Consider the following 18777-nt stretch of genomic DNA (forward strand, 5'->3'; position numbering starts at 1 on the left):
AGCTTTTATTATTATGCTGTGCAATATTTTGGAGGTAAAAAATGAGAATAGAGATTGGAACAAATGAAGCTGGACAGAGAATAGATAAATTTGCTAGAAAGTGGCTAAACGATGTGCCTTTAGGAGCTATATTTAAAGGTATAAGAAAAGGTGATATAAGAGTTAATGGAAAAAAAGTAAAGCAAAATTATTTTTTAGATGAAGGGGATATTGTAGAAGTTAAATATATAAATTCAAATGCACAATCTAGAGGTAAAAAACTTAATTTTGAGCAAGTAGATTATAGTGGAATGAAAATTACATATGAAGATGAAAACATGGTTATTGTAGAAAAATGGCCTGGAGTTTTAGTTCATTCAGATAAAAAAATAGGCGAACCAACACTAACAGATTATGTACTTACTTATTTATATCAGAAAGATGATTACGATCCAGAAAAAGAGATAACTTTTACTCCTGCTCCATGTAATAGGTTAGATAGAAATACTTCTGGTTTGGTTATATTTGGAAAGAATTATCAGAGTTTAAAAATATTAAATGAAATGATAAGGGAAAGAAAAATAAATAAATATTATTATGCACTTGTTAAAGGAAAGATAAAAGATGGGTACTATGAAGCATATATTTCTAAAGATGCCCAAAATAATATATCCAAGATTTATGATAATGAACAACCAGATACAAAAAAGATAGCTATGGAAGTAAAGGTAATAGATACTGTGGGAAGCTATTCTTTTTTAGAGCTTGACTTGATAACTGGAAGAAGCCATCAATTAAGAGCTCATCTTGCTCATCTTGGAAACTATATAATTGGGGATGACAAGTATGGAGATAAAAAGTTAAATAGCTTTTTTAATAATAAATATGGTTTAAACTATCAATTTTTATATGCATATAAACTTATTTTTAAAGATTGCTCTGAAGAATTATCTTATTTGAAAAATAAGACAATTATAGAAACTATGCCGCCGATATTTAAAAGAATAAAAAATGATGCGTTGAAATTTTAAGATTTATTTAGAATTGTTAATTTTACACGGGGGAGTAGTATTATTATGAAGAAACAGTCAACCACTAAGGGTTTTGCTATATTATCAGCTGCAAGCATGATTGTAAAAATATTATCTTTGCTTTATATACCGTTTTTGGTTAATGTTATTGGTACACAGGGATGGGGAATATATTCTTCAGCATATCAGATTTATGCATTTGCATATGTTCTCACAAACTCTGGTATACCTATAGCTATCTCAAAATCAGTATCAGAATATATGGCGTTACAAAGATATAAAGATGCGGTAAAAAGCTTTAAAATAGCTAGATTATTAATGCTTGTTATAGGATCTATTATGGCTGTACTCATGTTTGTTCTAGCAGGACCTATATCAAAAGCAACTAATAGCGAAAGCGCAAAACTGGCTATAATGGCGTTAGCACCTACTATTTTTATAACATCCATAGTATCTACATATAGGGGATATTTTCAAGGAAGAGGAAATATGACCCCTACAGGAGTTTCACAGGTTATAGAGCAAGTATTAAATACTATTTTTACTCTTGTATTTGCTGCTTTACTTTTGAAATACGGAGTAGAGGCTGCTTGTGCAGGTGGAACTATAGGTACTGCTATGGGATCCTTAGGTGCCATGATATACTTAATAATTGTGTATGAGAAAAATAAAAAAATAGTTGTACCTAAAGGATATAAGAATATAAAACATCCAACACATTCTAATAAATTAATACTAAAAAAAATAATTTATTATGGTCTTCCAATAGTTATATGTGTAGGCTTACAGAATGTGGGTGAAATAGTAGACTTAGCGATTGTTAAAAGCAGACTTTTACATGGGGTAGGGTTTCCTCAAAAATTAGCTGATATTAAGTACGGAGTATTCAGACAATACAGGCAACTCTTAGGTGTGCCTATTGCATTAGTTTCAGCATTATCAGCTTCTGTACTTCCGTCATTATCTGGAACATTTGCTCTTAAGGATAAAAAGGAATTAGAAAATAAGATAAGTAATACATTTAGATTATGCCTTCTTGTTGCAGTACCTTCAGCAGTGGGACTTTCTGTATTAAGTAATCCAATTTTTAAATTACTTTTTCCAAGTTCTCAAGAGGGATGGAAGCTTTTACTTTTTGGATCTATAGTTTTGGTATTAACTTCTATAGTTCAGATCCAAATTACAATACTTCAAAGTATAAGTAGATTATACATATCTACGTTTTTTATGATACTTGGAGTTGTGGGTAAGATAGTTGCTAATTACTTCTTTGTTGGAATACCTAAAATAAACATTGTAGGTGCTGTATTTGGTAATATGATATGTTTTATGATTCCTCTTGTATTAAATTATATTTTTATAAATAAATCATTAAAAATAAAAATGAAGATACTTAATCATGCTGTAAAACCAGTAATTTCATCTGCATTAATGGGAGTAATGGCTTATGGTTCTTATTTAGGGTTAAGTGTTCTAATTGAAAATTTTGTAAAGGGATATCTAAATAATGCTATTTCATGTATTGGAGCTATAGCAATAGGTGCATTTTCATATATGTATGGACTAGCATTAACAGGAGGAATAACTCAAAGTGATTTCAAGGTTTTACCAGGGCCTATTAGAAGAATGGTTCCAAAGATTATTAAAAAGAAAATGAAGTGATTTCAAAATATATATCTAGCTTACAAGAAAACGTTAGAGTTCTTAAAACTAGATAAAACAATAAAAAAGAAAGTGTTAATAAACACCTTCTTTTTTTATTGTTTTATTTACCACAAAGTATAACAAGAAGAATAATAAAAATCCTGAGAAAATTAGCATTGCTGTTTTAAGTTTAAAGAGTGTATTTGGAACTAAAAAATTTATAATGTTTAAAGAAAAATAGACTAACAGGCTTATAAGCATATCTATAAATATTTCTTCAAAAGAGAAGTTTATGTAAAGCTTCTTTTTTATTTCATACATATTCATAATTAAACTTGTTATAGAAGTGATTGTAAGGCTTAGTCCGTAACCTAATATGTTTATTGATGGGATAGATGTCAAAACATATAAAAGAATGACTTCTTCAATAGACATAATTATAGAATTTCTAAGAAGAACACCTTGTTTTCCTAGTCCATTTAATATACTAAAAGTAGTAGCAGCTGTATAAGAGAAGGGAGCACATATTGCTGCGATTTTTATATAAAGAGCTAGGTCTTCTCTTGCAAAAAATAATTTTCCAAGTAAATTAGGAATACTAAAACAAATTATAAGGGTAGATATTCCTAATAAAAAAGAAATTTTTAATACATTTCTTATTCTAGATTCTAAATTCATATAGTCTTTTTTTTCTAAGGTTTCTGCTAGGTCTGGAATTAAAACTATAGACATAGATGTAACTATAATTAGTGGAAAAAATATAATTGTCAAAGCCATTCCAGAAAATTTACCTATCATCTCTAGAGATGTGGTGTGAGTGAATCCAGCGATTAAAAGTCTTCTAGGCAAAATTAGTGTTGAAATAGCAGAAAGAGCAGTCGATAAGAAACCATTGATGCATAAAGGGACTGCCATAATCAAAATATTAAATAATAGTTGAGCACGTCCTTCTCTTGAAAAATCAATTTGGGATATTCTTATATCTTTATCTTTATTTAATCTATAAAATATATATAAGAGAATAAAACTTATGAATTCTCCAGCGGATAAAGCTCCATATACTACAGATACTGTACTTTGAATATCTTTATGTGGAAGAGTTCTTACTGCCAAAATGGTTATAGCTATTCTAACTGTTTTTTCTAAAATATCTATAATAGAAGGTATATTTACCCTAGAAGTACCGTAAAAATATCCTTTTATAATAGAAGATAAAGATAAGAATATTAAAGCTGGACATATAAAAATAAGACTTTGAAGGCTTCTAGTATCTTTAATTATATTTATGCTTATATATTTTGAATTTGCAAATACAAATATAACTATTAGTAAAGACCAAATAAAATCAAATATAAGAGAAATATGAACAGATTTATGCAAACTTACATAATCATCTTTACTTTGATATAAAGAAGACTCTTTCGATAATGCTGTCATCATACCTCCACAAGTAAGACAAGCAAATAAATCATATATAGGCATTATCAATGCATAAAGACCCATGCCTTCTGCGCCAAGTTCTCTTGATAATATTATGGAAAATACAAATTTTAATACTCCTGTAGTGGAGTTGGAAATTGTAAGCAGTATGGAATTTTTTAGAAAATTATCTTTCTTCACTTATAGTACCTCAATTAATTAGTAACATTAATAATTATGAGAATAAAGGGTATTATATTCTTAGAATTATTAAATGCGATAATTAAAGAGTATTTTAATTATATATATTACATTTTAAACAAAAATTCGAAATATTATTGCAATTTATTTTTATATGATTTATATTTAAAGAAATGATATAACCCGAAAATGAAAACGTTTAAATAAGGGGGATTGTTATGGTTAAGAAAGATGATAGTACAATTGTGTATTTTAGCGGTTTTTTAGTTACAGTATTAGGATTTCAAATAGGCATAGCAATACCCATACTAAGCAGACTACAAACGCTTATACTTATGATTATAGGTTGTGGCATTATGACTATAGGAATTATAATGCCAGATGAAGAATAGAATAATATTACGACTTAATAATGGATAACGGCAGAGGAATAGGTTTTCTAAATATATGTAGTTATCCATTAAACCTTCAGCACGCAAAGAAGTACTAAAGGCGTAGCCTTCTAAAAATTCTACCCTCACTATATGTCATCCATGACGCAGTTCGGCTGCAGAAGTCCATTCCTGCAATTACGGATTTTTAGAATTCTACACTTTAAGTACTTCTAATTGCTACTTCAAAGTTTAATATGCTAACTACATATATAAGAAAACCTTGTTCCTCTGCTTTGATTTTTTATAATTAATATAGTTAAAAATGTATATTGGGGAGGAGAGGAACACTAAAGGATGATTTTCCTCCTAACGTCAGAAAATCTTTAAACTAAACCGTTTAGCGGTATTATGTATGTTTATTCAGTTTTTTATAGCAACTATCTTTTAATCTTAAATTAAGAGATAACTCCCATAAGCTATTGATTTTAAGAGCTTATCAGCTCTCTTGTTTAAGTCAAAAACAAATATCATAATGCAAAATTAAATTTTCATCATGAACTTATTCCTTTACTATTCACTATTCACTGTTCACTAATCTCTATAATAATGTTGCGTCACAACATTATTATAATATGTATTATATATAGTTAATGTGGTAATATAATAACTATAAAAAATACTTGGGAGTGATTTATATGAATAAAAAACAGATAATAGAATACTTAAGCGATAATGGAATCGATGATATAGAAGAGATAATATCGAAAGAAGATACTTTGGTGTTAAAATTTTATTATTATTATGATGAGATAGAAATTGCAGCTGCTGAAAATTATGCTGTAGAAGAAAGTGAAGAAGATGAAGAAGAAAAATGGAGAGATGACTTTTACATACCTTATTTAATAGATATAGCAGAAGACAATGTAGGAGAAATAATAGAAGAGATTTGTGAAAAATTTGATTTAGTTGGAGAGTTTGTTTCTAGAGGAATAGATGATGAGGAAGATAATAATGAGTTTATAGTAGCTTTTTCAAAAAATGAGGTTGATATAGAAAGTATTATAGAGAAGTTAGAAATCTAACATTTGGTGGTGAATAGTTTGAAGACTTTAATATTTACAGCTTCCCCTAATAAACAAGGAAATACTGAAATTATGACAAAAGCTTTTTTAGAAAAACTAAGTGGGGAAAGTTATGTGATTAATTCATATAATGTCAACATTGAACCTTGTATTGATTGCAAATTTTGTTATTCAAATGAAGGAGAATGTTCTATAAAAGATGATATGACAAAAATTTATCAATTAATAGAAGAAAGCGATAACATAGTTGTTTTTTCACCTATGTACTTTGCTTCCTATCCAGGTACATTTAAAAATATTATAGATAGAACTCAGATTTATTGGAGTAAAAAACATATATTAAACATTAAAGAAAATAAGAAAAGAAGAGGAATACTATTTATAAATGCTGGAAGTGAGTGGGAAGGAATGTTTAATCATATGGAAAAAATGTTTAAATATTTTATGAAAGGTCTTAATGGTGAATTGGTGTATAATTTATATGTACCAAATACAGATAACTTTTCTGTAAAAGAAAACAATGAGGTTATTGAAAAAATATATAATATCGCTAAAAAAATAAGTTAAGCACAGGTTTATAAAAAAGACTTGTGCTGTGTTTTTAGGCAATATATTCATAATTGTTTTTGATAATATTATTATTTTTTAATTTATTATATTCGTTTAAATACTTGTCCAATTGTTGGCTTACATTAACGACTATTTCATTTGTGGGTTCAAGGGTAATCAGCAAATGATTAAGTATATCTCTTATGAAGTCTATTTTATATTCTATAAAAATCACTAAAGATTCATTGTTTTTCATTTTATGATCTCCTTTCTATGGTGTAGTTATATTTTAACAAATTTTTGAAAAGATGTGAAGGAATTTTTATACCTATATTAGTACAAAACTAACTATTAAAAGTTAAAATAATACATAAATTATTTATAAATACTTTTTTTAAAGGGAAAGAGGAAACATAAAGCATTCTATTTACATAAAATGTAATTATTAGTTTTTTTAATTTTGTGTAAATTTAAAAAACTAATAAATATGTCAAAATGTTATACAATAATCTTGTATAAATAGATATATGTGATATAATATTTAACGTAATATGTGTGCATTATTATGTTTTGATTATACTTAATTTGATAATATAGGAATTATTATACTGAGATATAGTGGAGGTTAACATATGATTAATACAGATGTAGCTATGGGTTTAGTTAGAGTTACTGAAGCTGCTGCTCTTAGAGGAGCTAAGCTTATGGGAAGAGGAGATAAAAATGCTGCTGACCAAGAAGCTGTTAATGGAATGCAGGATGCATTTAATATGATGCCTATTAGAGGTAAAGTTGTTATTGGAGAAGGAGAAATGGACGAAGCTCCTATGCTTTATATAGGTCAAGAAGTAGGATTAGGACATGAAGATATGCCTGAAATGGATATAGCGGTTGATCCTATTGATGGTACAATCCTTATAGCTAAGGGATTACCAAATTCTATAGCTGTAGTTGCAATGGGACCTAAGGGTAGTCTTTTACATGCTCCAGATATGTATATGAAAAAAATCGCTGTAGGAGAAGGAGCAAAAGGGGCTATAGATATTAAAAAATCACCAAAAGAAAATATAATTAATGTTGCTAAAGCTTTAAATAAAGATGTTACGGACTTGACAGTAATTGTACAAGAAAGAGATAGACATGATTACATTGTAGAACAAGCAAGAGAAGTTGGAGCAAGAGTAAAATTATTTGGAGAGGGAGATGTAGCAGCTATTTTAGCATGCGGATTTGAAGATACTGGTATAGATTTAATGATAGGAACTGGTGGAGCTCCTGAAGGTGTAATAGCAGCAGCAGCTATTAAATGTATGGGTGGAGAAATGCAAGCTATGCTTGAACCACATACTGAAGAAGAAAAAGAAAGATGTATTGGCATGGGAATAAAAGACTTTGATAAAGTACTTACTATAGATGATTTAGTAAAATCAGATGATGTTTATTTTGCTGCTACAGCTTTAACTGATTGTGATTTATTAAAAGGCGTAGTGTATTCTAAAAATGATAAAGCAAAAACTCATTCAATTGTTATGAGATCTAAGACAAGAACTATTAGATTTGTTGAAGCAGTACATCATGTAGATAGGACTTGCTTATTATAAGATTACGTATATAAGTAAAAATTAATTAATATATAGGTATAAGCATTAAATAACTTTCTGTTTTATATAAAATATTAAATTAAGTTATGTTTTTAAAGTATATATTTGAAATGTAATTTTAAATTTAAATAAGAAGAAGCTAATGAAAAATTTAATTTTTTGTTAGCTTTTGTTGTTATTTAAAAAAATATTGAGTATAAGTATTTGAAAAAATATATTTAATAAAATTGAAATGTAATATTATTTTAATATTTTTATGTTTTAAATTATAGATAAATGATTTAGTATATTGTAAAATATATAAACAGGGTTCTTGGATTCAGAGGGAGTTTTTACTTCCACTAAAGATTATTAACAGAATCCTTAGGAGCTTTATTTCTTATAAGTCGTTATCCTTTAGGGAAACCGTTATCTACGGAATTACTTGCTCTTTACTCCAACTTTGGAGAAGATGGGAGTAAAGAGCGGGTAGTCATCGGATAAATAAGAATTACATAAGTAGTTATTAATACTATGTTACTAAGGTTAAGCTAAGACTAAGGTAATATTAGTGAATATAGTTATGAAACTTTAGAAGAGAGAGGAAAATAAATGGCAATATCAGTTGAAAAATTAGTTGAAGAATTAGAGCTTGAAGTATTAGTTGAAGGTAAAAAAACTTCACAAGTAAAAACAAGTGATATAAATAGACCAGGGCTTCAGTTTGCTGGTTACTATAGCTATTTCGCTAATGAAAGAATTCAAATAGTAGGAATGGCAGAATGGAGTTTTCTTGAAACAATGCATATTGAGGTTCTGAAAAAGAGAATGAAAAAATTTTTTAAATTTGAAACTCCATGTGTAATTATAGCAAGGGATTTAGAACCTCACAAAGAGTGTATAGAATATGCAAAGTTAAATGAGAGGTGGATTCTTAGAACTAAGTTACTTACCACTCAGCTTGTAACAAAATTAAAAAATTATCTTGACGCAGAACTAGCACCTGAAACTAGATTACATGGTGTATTAGTAGATGTGTATGGTATTGGAATTTTGATAACAGGAGAAAGTGGGATAGGGAAAAGTGAGACTGCTCTTGAACTTATAAAAAGAGGACATAGACTTGTAGCAGATGATGCTGTTGATATTAAAGAAATCGATGGAAATTTAGTAGGAACAGCTCCTTATATAACCTCGGGAATGATGGAAGTTAGGGGAATGGGAATAATTGATGTTCCGGCTTTATATGGATTAAGTTCTATATTAAAACAAAAGACCATAAATTTTGTTATATATTTAGAACAATGGAGGCCAGAACAGAATTATGATAGGTTAGGTATTGATGGGGAGTATTTAGAAATACTAAATATTCCAATTAAGAAAATAACTGTGCCTATAAGACCTGGAAGAAACATAGCAGTTATAATAGAAGCAGCAGCGGCAAATTATAGATATGGATTACACTCTAAAATATCTCCAGTAGAAACCATAGATAAAAGAATGGAAGAGATGTTTAGAAATGAAGAATAAAAAAGAGATAAGAGATTATGTAAAAATAAAGCGAAATGAATTAAAATTAGAAGAAAAAAATAAATTTGATAAACGTATATTCAACAAACTCATAGAGAGTGAAGATTATTCTAAAGCGAAAAATATTTTTATATATGTAAGTTTTGAAGGTGAAGTAGATACGTATAGAATTATTAAACATGCATTTAAAAATCATAAACGTGTATATGTACCTAAAGTTATTTCAAAAGAATTAGGTATGAAAGCTGTTGAGATAAAAACTTTAAAGGATTTAAAAATTGGTGCTTACGGTATTTATGAGCCGGACAGTTTTGATAATGCCGTAGATGAAAATATTATAGAATTGGTAATAGTACCAGGAGTAGCTTTTGATTTATCAGGGGGAAGAGTCGGGTATGGGGGCGGATTTTATGACAGATTTCTTAAAAAATTAAGCCCAAATGCTGCTAAATTTGCTTTAGCTTATGATTTTCAACTTATGAATGAGGTCGTAATGAAAGAACATGATATAAGGGTAGATAGAATAATAACCAACTAAAAAGCAAAGACTAAGTATGATATTATAAATTTGGTATTAAATGAATGTTTAATTTAAAACATTTATTTTAAGCAAAGTGTTAGAACAAATTTATGATATAATGGGTAATGTATGCAAATAAAGTACATAATAACAAGAATAGGGGGAAACATTATGGAAAAAGAAAAAAGGTTAGAAAAAAAATATGAATACGCATGGAACAAGTATACTAAGGAAGATTTAGAAAAGGTCTTTGAGTTAAATGATAGATATATAGATTTTATGTCTAAATGCAAGACAGAAAGAGAATGTGTAAATGAATTTATATTAATGGCAGAAAAAGAAGGCTATAGAAATATACAAGATATAATAAAGAAAAATGGTAGTTTAAAACATGGAGATAAAGTTTATGCAAATAACATGGGGAAAACTTTAGCTTTGTTTGTAATAGGAGAAAAATCATTAGAAAATGGTATGAGTATATTAGGAGCGCATGTAGATTCTCCAAGATTAGATTTAAAACAGAATCCGTTATATGAAGATACTGACCTAGCTTTATTAGATACACATTATTATGGTGGTATTAAGAAATATCAATGGGTAACATTACCTCTTGCAATACATGGTGTTATGATTAAAAAAGATGGAACTAAAATAAATGTAGTTATAGGAGAAGATAAAGAGGATCCAGTAGTAGGTATTTCCGATTTACTTGTTCATTTATCAGCAGATCAACTTCAAAAGAAGTTAGCTAAAGGAATTGAAGGAGAAGATTTGAACATATTAGTTGGAAGTATTCCAATAGAAGACAAAGAAGCTAAAAGTAGAGTTAAACAAAATATATTAAAAATATTAAATGAAAAATATGATATAGATGAAGAAGATTTTGTATCTGCAGAACTTGAAGTGGTTCCAGCTGGTTCCGCAAGACATTATGGACTTGATAGAAGTATGGTTATGGCGTATGGTCATGATGATAGAGTATGTTCATTTACTTCTTTTGAAGCTATGTTAAAAATAGGAAAACCAGTAAAAACATGTGTAACATTATTAGTTGATAAAGAAGAAGTTGGAAGTATTGGTGCTACAGGAATGCAATCCAGATTCTTTGAAAATACAGTTGCAGAAGTTATGAGTTTATGCGGAGACTATAGTGAATTGAAGGTAAGACGTGCTCTTACAAATTCTAAAATGCTTTCATCAGATGTAAGTGCTGCTTATGATCCAAACTATCCATCAGTAATGGAAAAAAGAAATTGTGCTTATTTTGGAAAAGGTATAGTATTTAATAAATATACTGGGGCAAGAGGAAAATCAGGTTGTAATGATGCTAATCCAGAGTACATAGCTGAAATAAGAGCTATGATGGAAAAACATAATGTATCATGGCAAACTGCAGAACTTGGAAAAGTAGACCAAGGTGGCGGAGGTACTATTGCTTATATACTTGCTGAATATGGTATGGAAGTTATAGATTGTGGTGTTGCTGTTCAAAACATGCATGCTCCATGGGAAGTTGTATCTAAAGCGGATGTATATGAGACAATGAGAGGATATTATGCATTTTTACAAGAAGCTTAATTAAGTGTATTGAAACATAGTATTTAATATTTGTAAAATAGATAATAATAAATAAGGTTCAGATAAAGGTAAGACTTTATCTGAACTAAGTTTTATTTTACGGAGATGTTATGGTGGAGAAATTTTTTCAGTATTTAAACAATCCAAACAACAAAGAAAAAATATACATATTTTTTGTAGTTGTAGGTTTAGGATTAATAACTAAAACTATAAAAAGAATTATGGATGAAATAAAAAAGAAAAAATAATAAAACATTTTGTAAGAAAATGTAAACAAAACAAAAATGAAAATATATGTTATTGAAAATATATATTGTTATTAAAAAAGCATTGAAAACTAATTTTTAAAGTGCTATAATGAAAACGTAGACAACTTAAAGATTAATAATCCATATACTAACGTATTGGTTTATGCGTGTTACTGATTCGATCAGGCAAGGCATGTTCAACGGTTAGGCATAAGGAGGTTTATATTTGTTTATACTAATTTTATATTATTAGTTTAGACAAATATAAACAGCCTTGTACTAGCATTGATCATGTCTTTTATTTTGCAAAAAAATAGGTTAAAAAATAAAGGATTATGAAAGGAGAAAAATTATGTTTAAAAAATCATTTGGTGTTTTACAACAAGTAGGTAAAGCTTTAATGCTTCCAGTAGCTTTGCTTCCTGCTGCTGGATTATTGCTTGCTTTTGGTACGTTGTTTCAAGGTGAACAGTTTTTAGGTGCTTTTCCAGCAGCAAATGTTGCTTGGTTTCAACAATTAGCTAGTGTTATGGCACAAGCAGGCGGTATTATATTTAGCAATCTTTCTTTATTATTTGCAGTAGGTGTTGCAGTTGGTTTATCGGATGGAGATGGAGTTGCAGGAATAGCAGCCATTGTTGGATTTTTAATTATGAATGTAACCATGGGTATATTTGCTCATATAACTCCAGAACTAATAGGACCTAAACACCCAGAATTTGCAAGTGTGCTTGGTGTACCAACTCTTCAAACAGGTGTTTTTGGAGGTATTATAATTGGTATTTTGGCAGCACAAGTGTATAAAAAATATTACAATATTGAATTGCCACCTTACCTAGGATTCTTTGCAGGAAAAAGATTCGTTCCGATAGCTACATCAGTTTTTGCACTTATATTAGGAATTATAATGGTATTTATTTGGCCACCTATTCAAGGAGGATTGAATACATTTTCTCAAAACATGGTTTATGCAAACCAAACTGTATCAGCGTTTGTATTTGGTGTAATTGAACGTTCGTTAATTCCGTTTGGACTACATCATATTTTCTATAATCCATTCTGGTTCCAATTTGGTGAATATGTAGATAAAGCAGGAAATTTAGTGAATGGTGACAACTTGATTTGGTTTGCTCAATTAAAAGATGGAGTTCCATTTACGGCAGGTACATTTATGACTGGTAAATTCCCATTCATGATGTTTGGACTTCCAGCAGCAGCTCTTGCAATGTATCAAGAAGCAAGACCTGAAAAGAAAAAACTTGCAGCAGGTATATTAGCATCTGCGGCATTAACTTCTTTTTTAACAGGTATTACAGAACCACTTGAGTTTTCATTTTTATTTGTAGCACCAGTTTTATTTGGAATACACTGTTTATTTGCTGGTTTATCTTTTATGTTAATGCAAATATTAAATGTTAAAATAGGTATGACATTTTCAGGTGGTGTAATTGACTTTATCATGTTTGGTATAGTTCCAAATCGTACACCATGGTATTTAGTAATTGTAGTAGGATTAGGATTTGCTGTATTATATTATTTTGGTTTCCGTTTTGCAATAAGAAAATGGAATCTTATGACTCCAGGACGTGAAGCTGATGTAGCATCTACAACTAATTCAAAATTAAAAGGATCAGAACTTGCAGAAGGAGTATTAAAAGCTTTAGGTGGAAAAGAAAATATAGCAAAATTAGATGCTTGTATAACTAGACTTCGTGTAAGTGTAAATGATATTAAAAATGTAGATAAAGAAGAATTAAAGAACTTAGGTGCTTCTGGTGTTATGGAAATAGGAAATAACATACAAGCTATTTTTGGACCAAAGTCAGATCAATTAAAGAATCAAATAAAGGATGTTATAGCAGGAAGAGTACCAACAGCGAAAATAGAAGAAGAAGTCAAAGAAGTTATTGTTAAGATAGCAAAAGATGATGAGTTTGTAGCTCCAATAGAAGGTGAAATTTTAGAATTATCAGAAGTTCCTGATGCAGTATTTTCACAAAAATTGATGGGTGATGGATTTGCTGTGTATCCAGAAAATGGAGAAGTGGTTTCACCTGTAGATGGAACAATAACTACGCTATTCCCAACAAAGCATGCTATAGGAATAACAGCAGATAATGGTCTTGAATTATTAATTCATTTTGGTATTGATACTGTAAATCTTCAGGGAGAAGGTTTTGAAGCTCTTATAAATCAAGATGACAAAGTTAAAGCTGGTCAATCAATACTTAAAGTTGATTTAGATAAAGTTACAGATAAGGTCCCATCAATTATTACTCCAGTTATATTTACAAATTTATCTGAGGATAAAAAACTTTTAGTTGAATTTGGAAAGAAAGTAAATCGTGGAGAAAAAGGATTCGTGACTATAAAGTAATTGGAAAAAACATGTGTAATTAAAAATATAGTTAACTAAAATGAATAGAACCTCATGCGTTGGCATGGGGTTCTATAGTATTATAAGTAAAAAATAAGGTCAGTATAGTATAGATGATCACATGGGTTTTATAGTCTTATGAGTAAAAATAAGAAGTGTTTAAGGTTTATTTTTATATTTTTTCACAGCTAAGATAACTACGGAGCTAATACAGAATATAAACAAATAAAAAATCAAATTTCTCCAATTGGCTGGTGGAAAAAATAAATTTAATATTAGTGAAGTAATTATAAATGCTAGTATACTTATCACTAAATTCTTCATATTAGCCTCCTTAATATATTATACATAAACAATTTTAACATTTAGAATTACTTTGGAATTACATGAACTCAGCAATTTTTTAAAACATAGACTAAAGTAAATTCACAATGAAATTTGTATGCAGTTATGTTGTTTTGAAATTATAAAACTGTATACAATTATTTTAGTGATTGAAAAAATACTTTTAATTGTTGTTTAGTTGACTCATCTAAGTGATGCCATCTTATTCCTTGAATTGCACCTTCTAGAGAACACAACATATTGTAACAAGCACTGTCATCAAGCATTTTTATTCTTATGAAGGCCTCCTTACTTCCTAAACTAATTAATTCTTCAGGTGATTTTATATCTGCATCTATTAGTTTGTTTTCTAATGTATTGCCAATATTAGGCATTCTGCTAAGCTTATTCAAATCAATCACATCCTATTAAATTTTTTATATTACTTTTAAAAATCTATCTAAATCTTCACCTTCTAGTGTAGAGCTACCAATATAGCCATGTTTTTTATCACTTTTATCTAATCCATGGTAATCAGAACCACCAGTTATAAGTTTGTTGTATTTTAAGCAGATTTCTCTGAATTTTTTTTCCTCATTAGGTTTATTTAATGGATAAATACCTTCAATTCCATGAAAATTGTATTTCATAAGATCTTCTATTTTAGATTTGTTTATAAGAGTAGGATGGGCTAAGGATACAAATGCATTAACAGATTTAAGAATATCTAAACCTTCTTGTATACTTATATCTTTATTAGGAACATATGCAGGGCTTGTATTGCCAATCATATTATGAAAAATATAATTCCAATCGTAATGGTATCCTGCATCAATTATAGCTTTAGCAATATGGGGTCTTGCAATAATTCCATTGTTATTATTATTTAATATTTTTTCGTAGTCAAGAGATATATTAAAAAATTTTTTCAAATTGTATACTATTTTTTCTCCTCTTTTTATTCTATGTTCCTGAAGTTCAATGAGATAGTTTTGAAAAGTGGAAGAATCATAACTATTTTCTTTAAAATAGCCTAATAAGTGAATACTTTCACCATTGTGACGTGTAGTAAGTTCTATACCAGGAATAATTTTTAATCCTATTTCATTTCCTTTTATCAAGCCTTCTTCTAAACCGTAAGTATTATCATGATCAGTTATAGCTATAATATCTAATTCTTGTTTTTTAGCTAGTGTTACTAATTGACTTGGTGTTAATTTACCATCTGATGCAGTAGTATGATTATGTAGATCAGCTTTTTTATACATAAATTCACCTCGTTTTTTATAAAGGGTTGCAGTAAATATTTAGCATATATTAATTTAGTATATATTAAAATCTTTATTTAATCAAAGGGTTTAATATACACCCTTTAAAAAGGTTTTGATATAATAGAACTAATTTTTGTTTATTTGTTAATTTTATTTATGATATGGTTTTAGTTAAAAATCTGCTTTTTAGATAAGTATGTTATATTATATTAATAGAAAGAAGGAATGTAAATATGATTTTAATGATAGATAATTATGACTCATTTGTATATAATTTAGTTCGGTATCTTGAAGAACTAGAAGAAAAAGTTTGTGTATATAGAAATGATAAAATTACTATTAAAGATATAGAGAAGATAAATCCAGAAGGAATAATAATATCACCAGGTCCTAAAGATCCTAAGGATACAGGAATTTCAGTAGAAATAATAAAAAAATTTAAAGGCAAGATTCCTATTTTAGGTATATGTCTTGGACATCAAACTATAGGTTATGCTTTTGGTGGTAATATAGTAAAGGGCGATAGGCCTATGCATGGAAAAATATCAGAAGTGTTTCATAATGGAAAAGGTATATTTGAAAATATAAAAAAGCCTTTGAAGGTTACAAGATATCATTCTTTAATTGTGGAAAAAGAGAGTTTGCCTAAGTGCTTTTCCATAACATGTGAGACAAAGGATGGAGTTATTATGGGAATTAAGCACAAGGAGTATGATATAGAAGGGGTTCAATTTCATCCAGAAGCAGAGCTTACAGAAGAAGGGCATGAAATGCTAAAAAATTTTATTAAGAGGTGTAGAAAATGATAAATCCTTTAATAAAAGAAATTACTACAGAACTTGATTCTTTTAGTATATATTCAATATTTAAAGATGAAAAAGAAAGTGTATTTTTAGATAGTGCAAGAGATAAAAAAACTTTAGGGAAATACTCATTTATAGGAATAAATCCATTTATAACATTTAAATCAAAAAATAGTATGTGTTTTATGAATGGGAAACAGTATAAGGGAGATGCTTTTGAAGAATTAAAAAAGATTATAGAAAAATATAAATTTTTGAACTATACTAAATTACCTTTTGTATCAGGTGGAATAGGATATTTTTCTTATGACATAGGAAGAAAAATAGAAAGCTTACCTAATTATGCAAAAGAAGATATAGAGATACCTGATTGCTATTTTAATTTTTATGACAATGTTATTATAATAGATCATGTAAATGATAAAGTACATATATCAGCCCTAGGAATATTGCAAAATAAGGATAAAAGTATTGAGATTATAGAGAAAAAGATATTGAAGAGTGAAAAAATTGATATATTACAAATTAATGATTATGATAAAATTGAGTTTAAATCCAATTTTACAAAAGATGAATATATAGATTGTGTAGAAAAGGTTAGAAACTACATAGAAGAGGGAGAGATATATATAACAAATTTAACTCAGAGGTTTAATTGTAAAATCGAAGAGGATCCATATGAGATATATAAAGTGTTAAGAAACATAAATCCAGCTCCTTTTGCAGCTTATATGAAGCTAGAAGAGTTTAGTATAGTATGTTCGTCTCCTGAGAGATTTCTTCAAATTAAAAATGGAATTGTAGAAACAAGGCCTATAAAAGGAACTCGTCCTAGAGGAAAGAATAAAGAGGAAGATTTAATAAATAAAAACGAACTTTTAAATAGTGAAAAAGATAAATCGGAACTTTTAATGATTGTTGATCTTGAGAGAAATGATTTAAGCAAGGTTTGTAAACCTAATTCTGTTAAAGTTACAGAACTATTTAAATTAGAAGAATATAGTACAGTATATCATTTAGTATCCACAATAGTGGGAGAGCTTAAAAATAATGCTACTTCTATAGATTGCGTTAAAGCTTGTTTCCCTGGGGGATCTATAACAGGTGCACCTAAGATACGTTCTATGGAAATAATAGATGAATTAGAGAATGTAAGAAGAAATATTTATACTGGATCTATAGGATATATAGGGTTTGATAATAGTTTAGATTTAAATATTGTTATAAGAACAATATTAATAAAAGATAATGAAGCCTACATGGGGGTAGGTGGGGGTATAACTTGGGAGTCAGATTCTTTAGCAGAATATGAGGAAACATTGGACAAAGCTAAAGCTTTATTTAGAGCTATATCTAGTAAATAATAATCAGGTCTAAGGTATTAGGATAAAAAATAATCGTTAGTTGATAATCGCTAATGGATAAAAGAGAATTAAAGAACTTTTTAAACAAAGCATTTAGAGATTAGAGACTATTAAGTAACTAATGGGGTGATTTTGTGATAATAGTTAATCAAGAGATTTCAAACGAAAATAGTATAGAATTAGATAGTGGTTTTTTATTGGGAAAGGCATTATTTGAAACTATTCTACTTAAAGATAAACCTATTTTTTTTAAGGAGCATTTACAAAGAATAAATAAAGGACTTTTAAAAATTGGTTTAAAAACACAAGTTTCTGAAGAGTATTTTATAAATAATATTAGTAAGGTCGGATGGAAGAATTGTGCAGTAAGATTAACAGTTAGCGAAAAAAATATTATCTTCACTAAAAGGGAAATAGGTTATAAAGAAAAAGATTATATTAGTGGATTTAAAACTAAACTAAGCCACATTTATAGAAATCCTAAGTCTCATTTTACATATTTAAAATCTGTAAATTATATAGATAATTTAATTGAAAGAGAGAAGGCTATAAATGAAGGCTATAACGAGGTTATATTTTTAAATTATGAAAAATACCTAAGTGAAGGAAGCGTTTCTAATTTATTTTGGATTAAAAATAAAAAAATATATACTCCCTCTTTAGAATGTGGACTTCTTGATGGAGTAGTTAGAAAATGGGTTGTTTCTAATTTTGAGGTATGTGAAGGTAAGTTTCAGTTAAATGATCTTTTAAATAGTGATGGGGCTTTTTTTACAAATAGTTTGATGGGCGTTATGAAGGTTGAAAGAGTAAATGAAAAACTTTTAAAAAAAAGTGATATAATAAATGATATTAGATTAACATATGAAGATTATATTGCTAAATTATGATAGGAGCGAGATA

Annotated in this window: 19 protein-coding genes; 14 read left to right on the forward strand and 5 right to left on the reverse strand. The window is 28.4% G+C overall.

What is annotated here, in order from left to right; all coding sequences use genetic code 11:
- Window positions 1-41: 41 nt before the first annotated feature.
- The gene (locus OW729_RS03520) at window positions 42-1010 is read left to right on the forward strand and encodes an RluA family pseudouridine synthase (protein WP_268060059.1); all 969 of its coding nucleotides are present in this window, start codon (window positions 42-44) and stop codon (window positions 1008-1010) included.
- A gap of 45 nt (window positions 1011-1055) precedes the next feature.
- A complete protein-coding gene (locus OW729_RS03525) occupies window positions 1056-2672 on the forward strand; it encodes a putative polysaccharide biosynthesis protein (protein WP_268060060.1) in 1617 nt (538 codons plus the stop codon).
- 75 nt (window positions 2673-2747) lie between these two features.
- Here OW729_RS03525 and spoVB read toward each other — a convergent pair whose 3' ends face one another.
- Window positions 2748-4274 (reverse strand): stage V sporulation protein B, encoded by a 1527-nt coding sequence (gene spoVB, locus OW729_RS03530; RefSeq protein ID WP_268060061.1) that lies wholly within the window; start codon window positions 4272-4274, stop codon window positions 2748-2750.
- A 218-nt stretch (window positions 4275-4492) separates the two neighbouring features.
- Here spoVB and OW729_RS03535 point away from each other — a divergent pair, with 218 nt between their 5' ends.
- The 3 genes from OW729_RS03535 to OW729_RS03545 all read left to right on the forward strand — a co-directional run bounded on the left by OW729_RS03535 (window position 4493) and on the right by OW729_RS03545 (window position 6297).
- On the forward strand, window positions 4493-4666 hold the full coding sequence (locus OW729_RS03535) for a hypothetical protein (protein ID WP_268060062.1): 174 nt from the start codon (window positions 4493-4495) through the stop codon (window positions 4664-4666).
- Between the two features lie 677 nt (window positions 4667-5343).
- Entirely contained in the window at window positions 5344-5730 is a 387-nt protein-coding gene (locus OW729_RS03540) for a hypothetical protein (protein ID WP_268060064.1), read from the forward strand.
- 18 nt (window positions 5731-5748) lie between these two features.
- Entirely contained in the window at window positions 5749-6297 is a 549-nt protein-coding gene (locus OW729_RS03545) for a flavodoxin family protein (protein ID WP_268060065.1), read from the forward strand.
- A 34-nt stretch (window positions 6298-6331) separates the two neighbouring features.
- Here OW729_RS03545 and OW729_RS03550 read toward each other — a convergent pair whose 3' ends face one another.
- A complete protein-coding gene (locus OW729_RS03550; protein ID WP_268060066.1) occupies window positions 6332-6535 on the reverse strand; it encodes an aspartyl-phosphate phosphatase Spo0E family protein in 204 nt (67 codons plus the stop codon).
- 376 nt (window positions 6536-6911) lie between these two features.
- On the opposite strand from OW729_RS03550, the gene glpX reads away from it, so the two are divergent.
- From glpX to ptsG, 6 genes are all read left to right on the forward strand, one after another.
- The gene (glpX, locus tag OW729_RS03555; RefSeq protein WP_268060067.1) at window positions 6912-7880 is read left to right on the forward strand and encodes a class II fructose-bisphosphatase; all 969 of its coding nucleotides are present in this window, start codon (window positions 6912-6914) and stop codon (window positions 7878-7880) included.
- Between the two features lie 591 nt (window positions 7881-8471).
- Complete coding sequence (hprK, locus tag OW729_RS03560) at window positions 8472-9389, forward strand: HPr(Ser) kinase/phosphatase (protein ID WP_268060068.1); 918 nt, start codon at window positions 8472-8474, stop codon at window positions 9387-9389.
- Window positions 9379-9927: a 5-formyltetrahydrofolate cyclo-ligase gene (locus tag OW729_RS03565; RefSeq protein ID WP_268060069.1), complete on the forward strand. Its 549-nt coding sequence runs from the start codon at window positions 9379-9381 to the stop codon at window positions 9925-9927. Before hprK ends, OW729_RS03565 begins: the two co-directional genes overlap by 11 nt.
- 153 nt (window positions 9928-10080) lie before the next feature.
- Window positions 10081-11487 (forward strand): aminopeptidase, encoded by a 1407-nt coding sequence (locus OW729_RS03570; RefSeq protein WP_268060071.1) that lies wholly within the window; start codon window positions 10081-10083, stop codon window positions 11485-11487.
- A gap of 113 nt (window positions 11488-11600) precedes the next feature.
- A complete protein-coding gene (locus tag OW729_RS03575) occupies window positions 11601-11735 on the forward strand; it encodes a hypothetical protein (RefSeq protein ID WP_268060072.1) in 135 nt (44 codons plus the stop codon).
- A 352-nt stretch (window positions 11736-12087) separates the two neighbouring features.
- Window positions 12088-14112 carry a glucose-specific PTS transporter subunit IIBC gene (ptsG, locus tag OW729_RS03580; RefSeq protein WP_268060073.1) on the forward strand — a complete coding sequence of 675 codons (2025 nt, stop codon included), beginning with the start codon at window positions 12088-12090 and terminating at the stop codon, window positions 14110-14112.
- 159 nt (window positions 14113-14271) lie between these two features.
- On the opposite strand, the gene OW729_RS03585 is transcribed toward ptsG, so the two are convergent.
- The 3 genes from OW729_RS03585 to OW729_RS03595 form a co-directional block, all read right to left on the reverse strand.
- On the reverse strand, window positions 14272-14436 hold the full coding sequence (locus OW729_RS03585) for a hypothetical protein (RefSeq protein WP_268060074.1): 165 nt from the start codon (window positions 14434-14436) through the stop codon (window positions 14272-14274).
- Between the two features lie 158 nt (window positions 14437-14594).
- A complete protein-coding gene (locus OW729_RS03590) occupies window positions 14595-14849 on the reverse strand; it encodes a TfoX/Sxy family protein (RefSeq protein WP_268060076.1) in 255 nt (84 codons plus the stop codon).
- Between the two features lie 24 nt (window positions 14850-14873).
- Complete coding sequence (locus OW729_RS03595; protein ID WP_268060077.1) at window positions 14874-15704, reverse strand: PHP domain-containing protein; 831 nt, start codon at window positions 15702-15704, stop codon at window positions 14874-14876.
- 236 nt (window positions 15705-15940) lie between these two features.
- On the opposite strand from OW729_RS03595, the gene OW729_RS03600 reads away from it, so the two are divergent.
- From OW729_RS03600 to OW729_RS03610, 3 genes are all read left to right on the forward strand, one after another.
- On the forward strand, window positions 15941-16513 hold the full coding sequence (locus OW729_RS03600) for an anthranilate synthase component II (protein ID WP_268060078.1): 573 nt from the start codon (window positions 15941-15943) through the stop codon (window positions 16511-16513).
- On the forward strand, window positions 16513-17874 hold the full coding sequence (pabB, locus tag OW729_RS03605) for an aminodeoxychorismate synthase component I (protein WP_268060391.1): 1362 nt from the start codon (window positions 16513-16515) through the stop codon (window positions 17872-17874). Before OW729_RS03600 ends, pabB begins: the two co-directional genes overlap by 1 nt.
- A gap of 134 nt (window positions 17875-18008) precedes the next feature.
- On the forward strand, window positions 18009-18764 hold the full coding sequence (locus tag OW729_RS03610) for an aminotransferase class IV (RefSeq protein ID WP_268060080.1): 756 nt from the start codon (window positions 18009-18011) through the stop codon (window positions 18762-18764).
- Window positions 18765-18777: the final 13 nt, after the last annotated feature.

Source organism: Clostridium brassicae, assembly GCF_026738875.1.
Classification (GTDB): domain Bacteria; phylum Bacillota; class Clostridia; order Clostridiales; family Clostridiaceae; genus Clostridium_H; species Clostridium_H brassicae.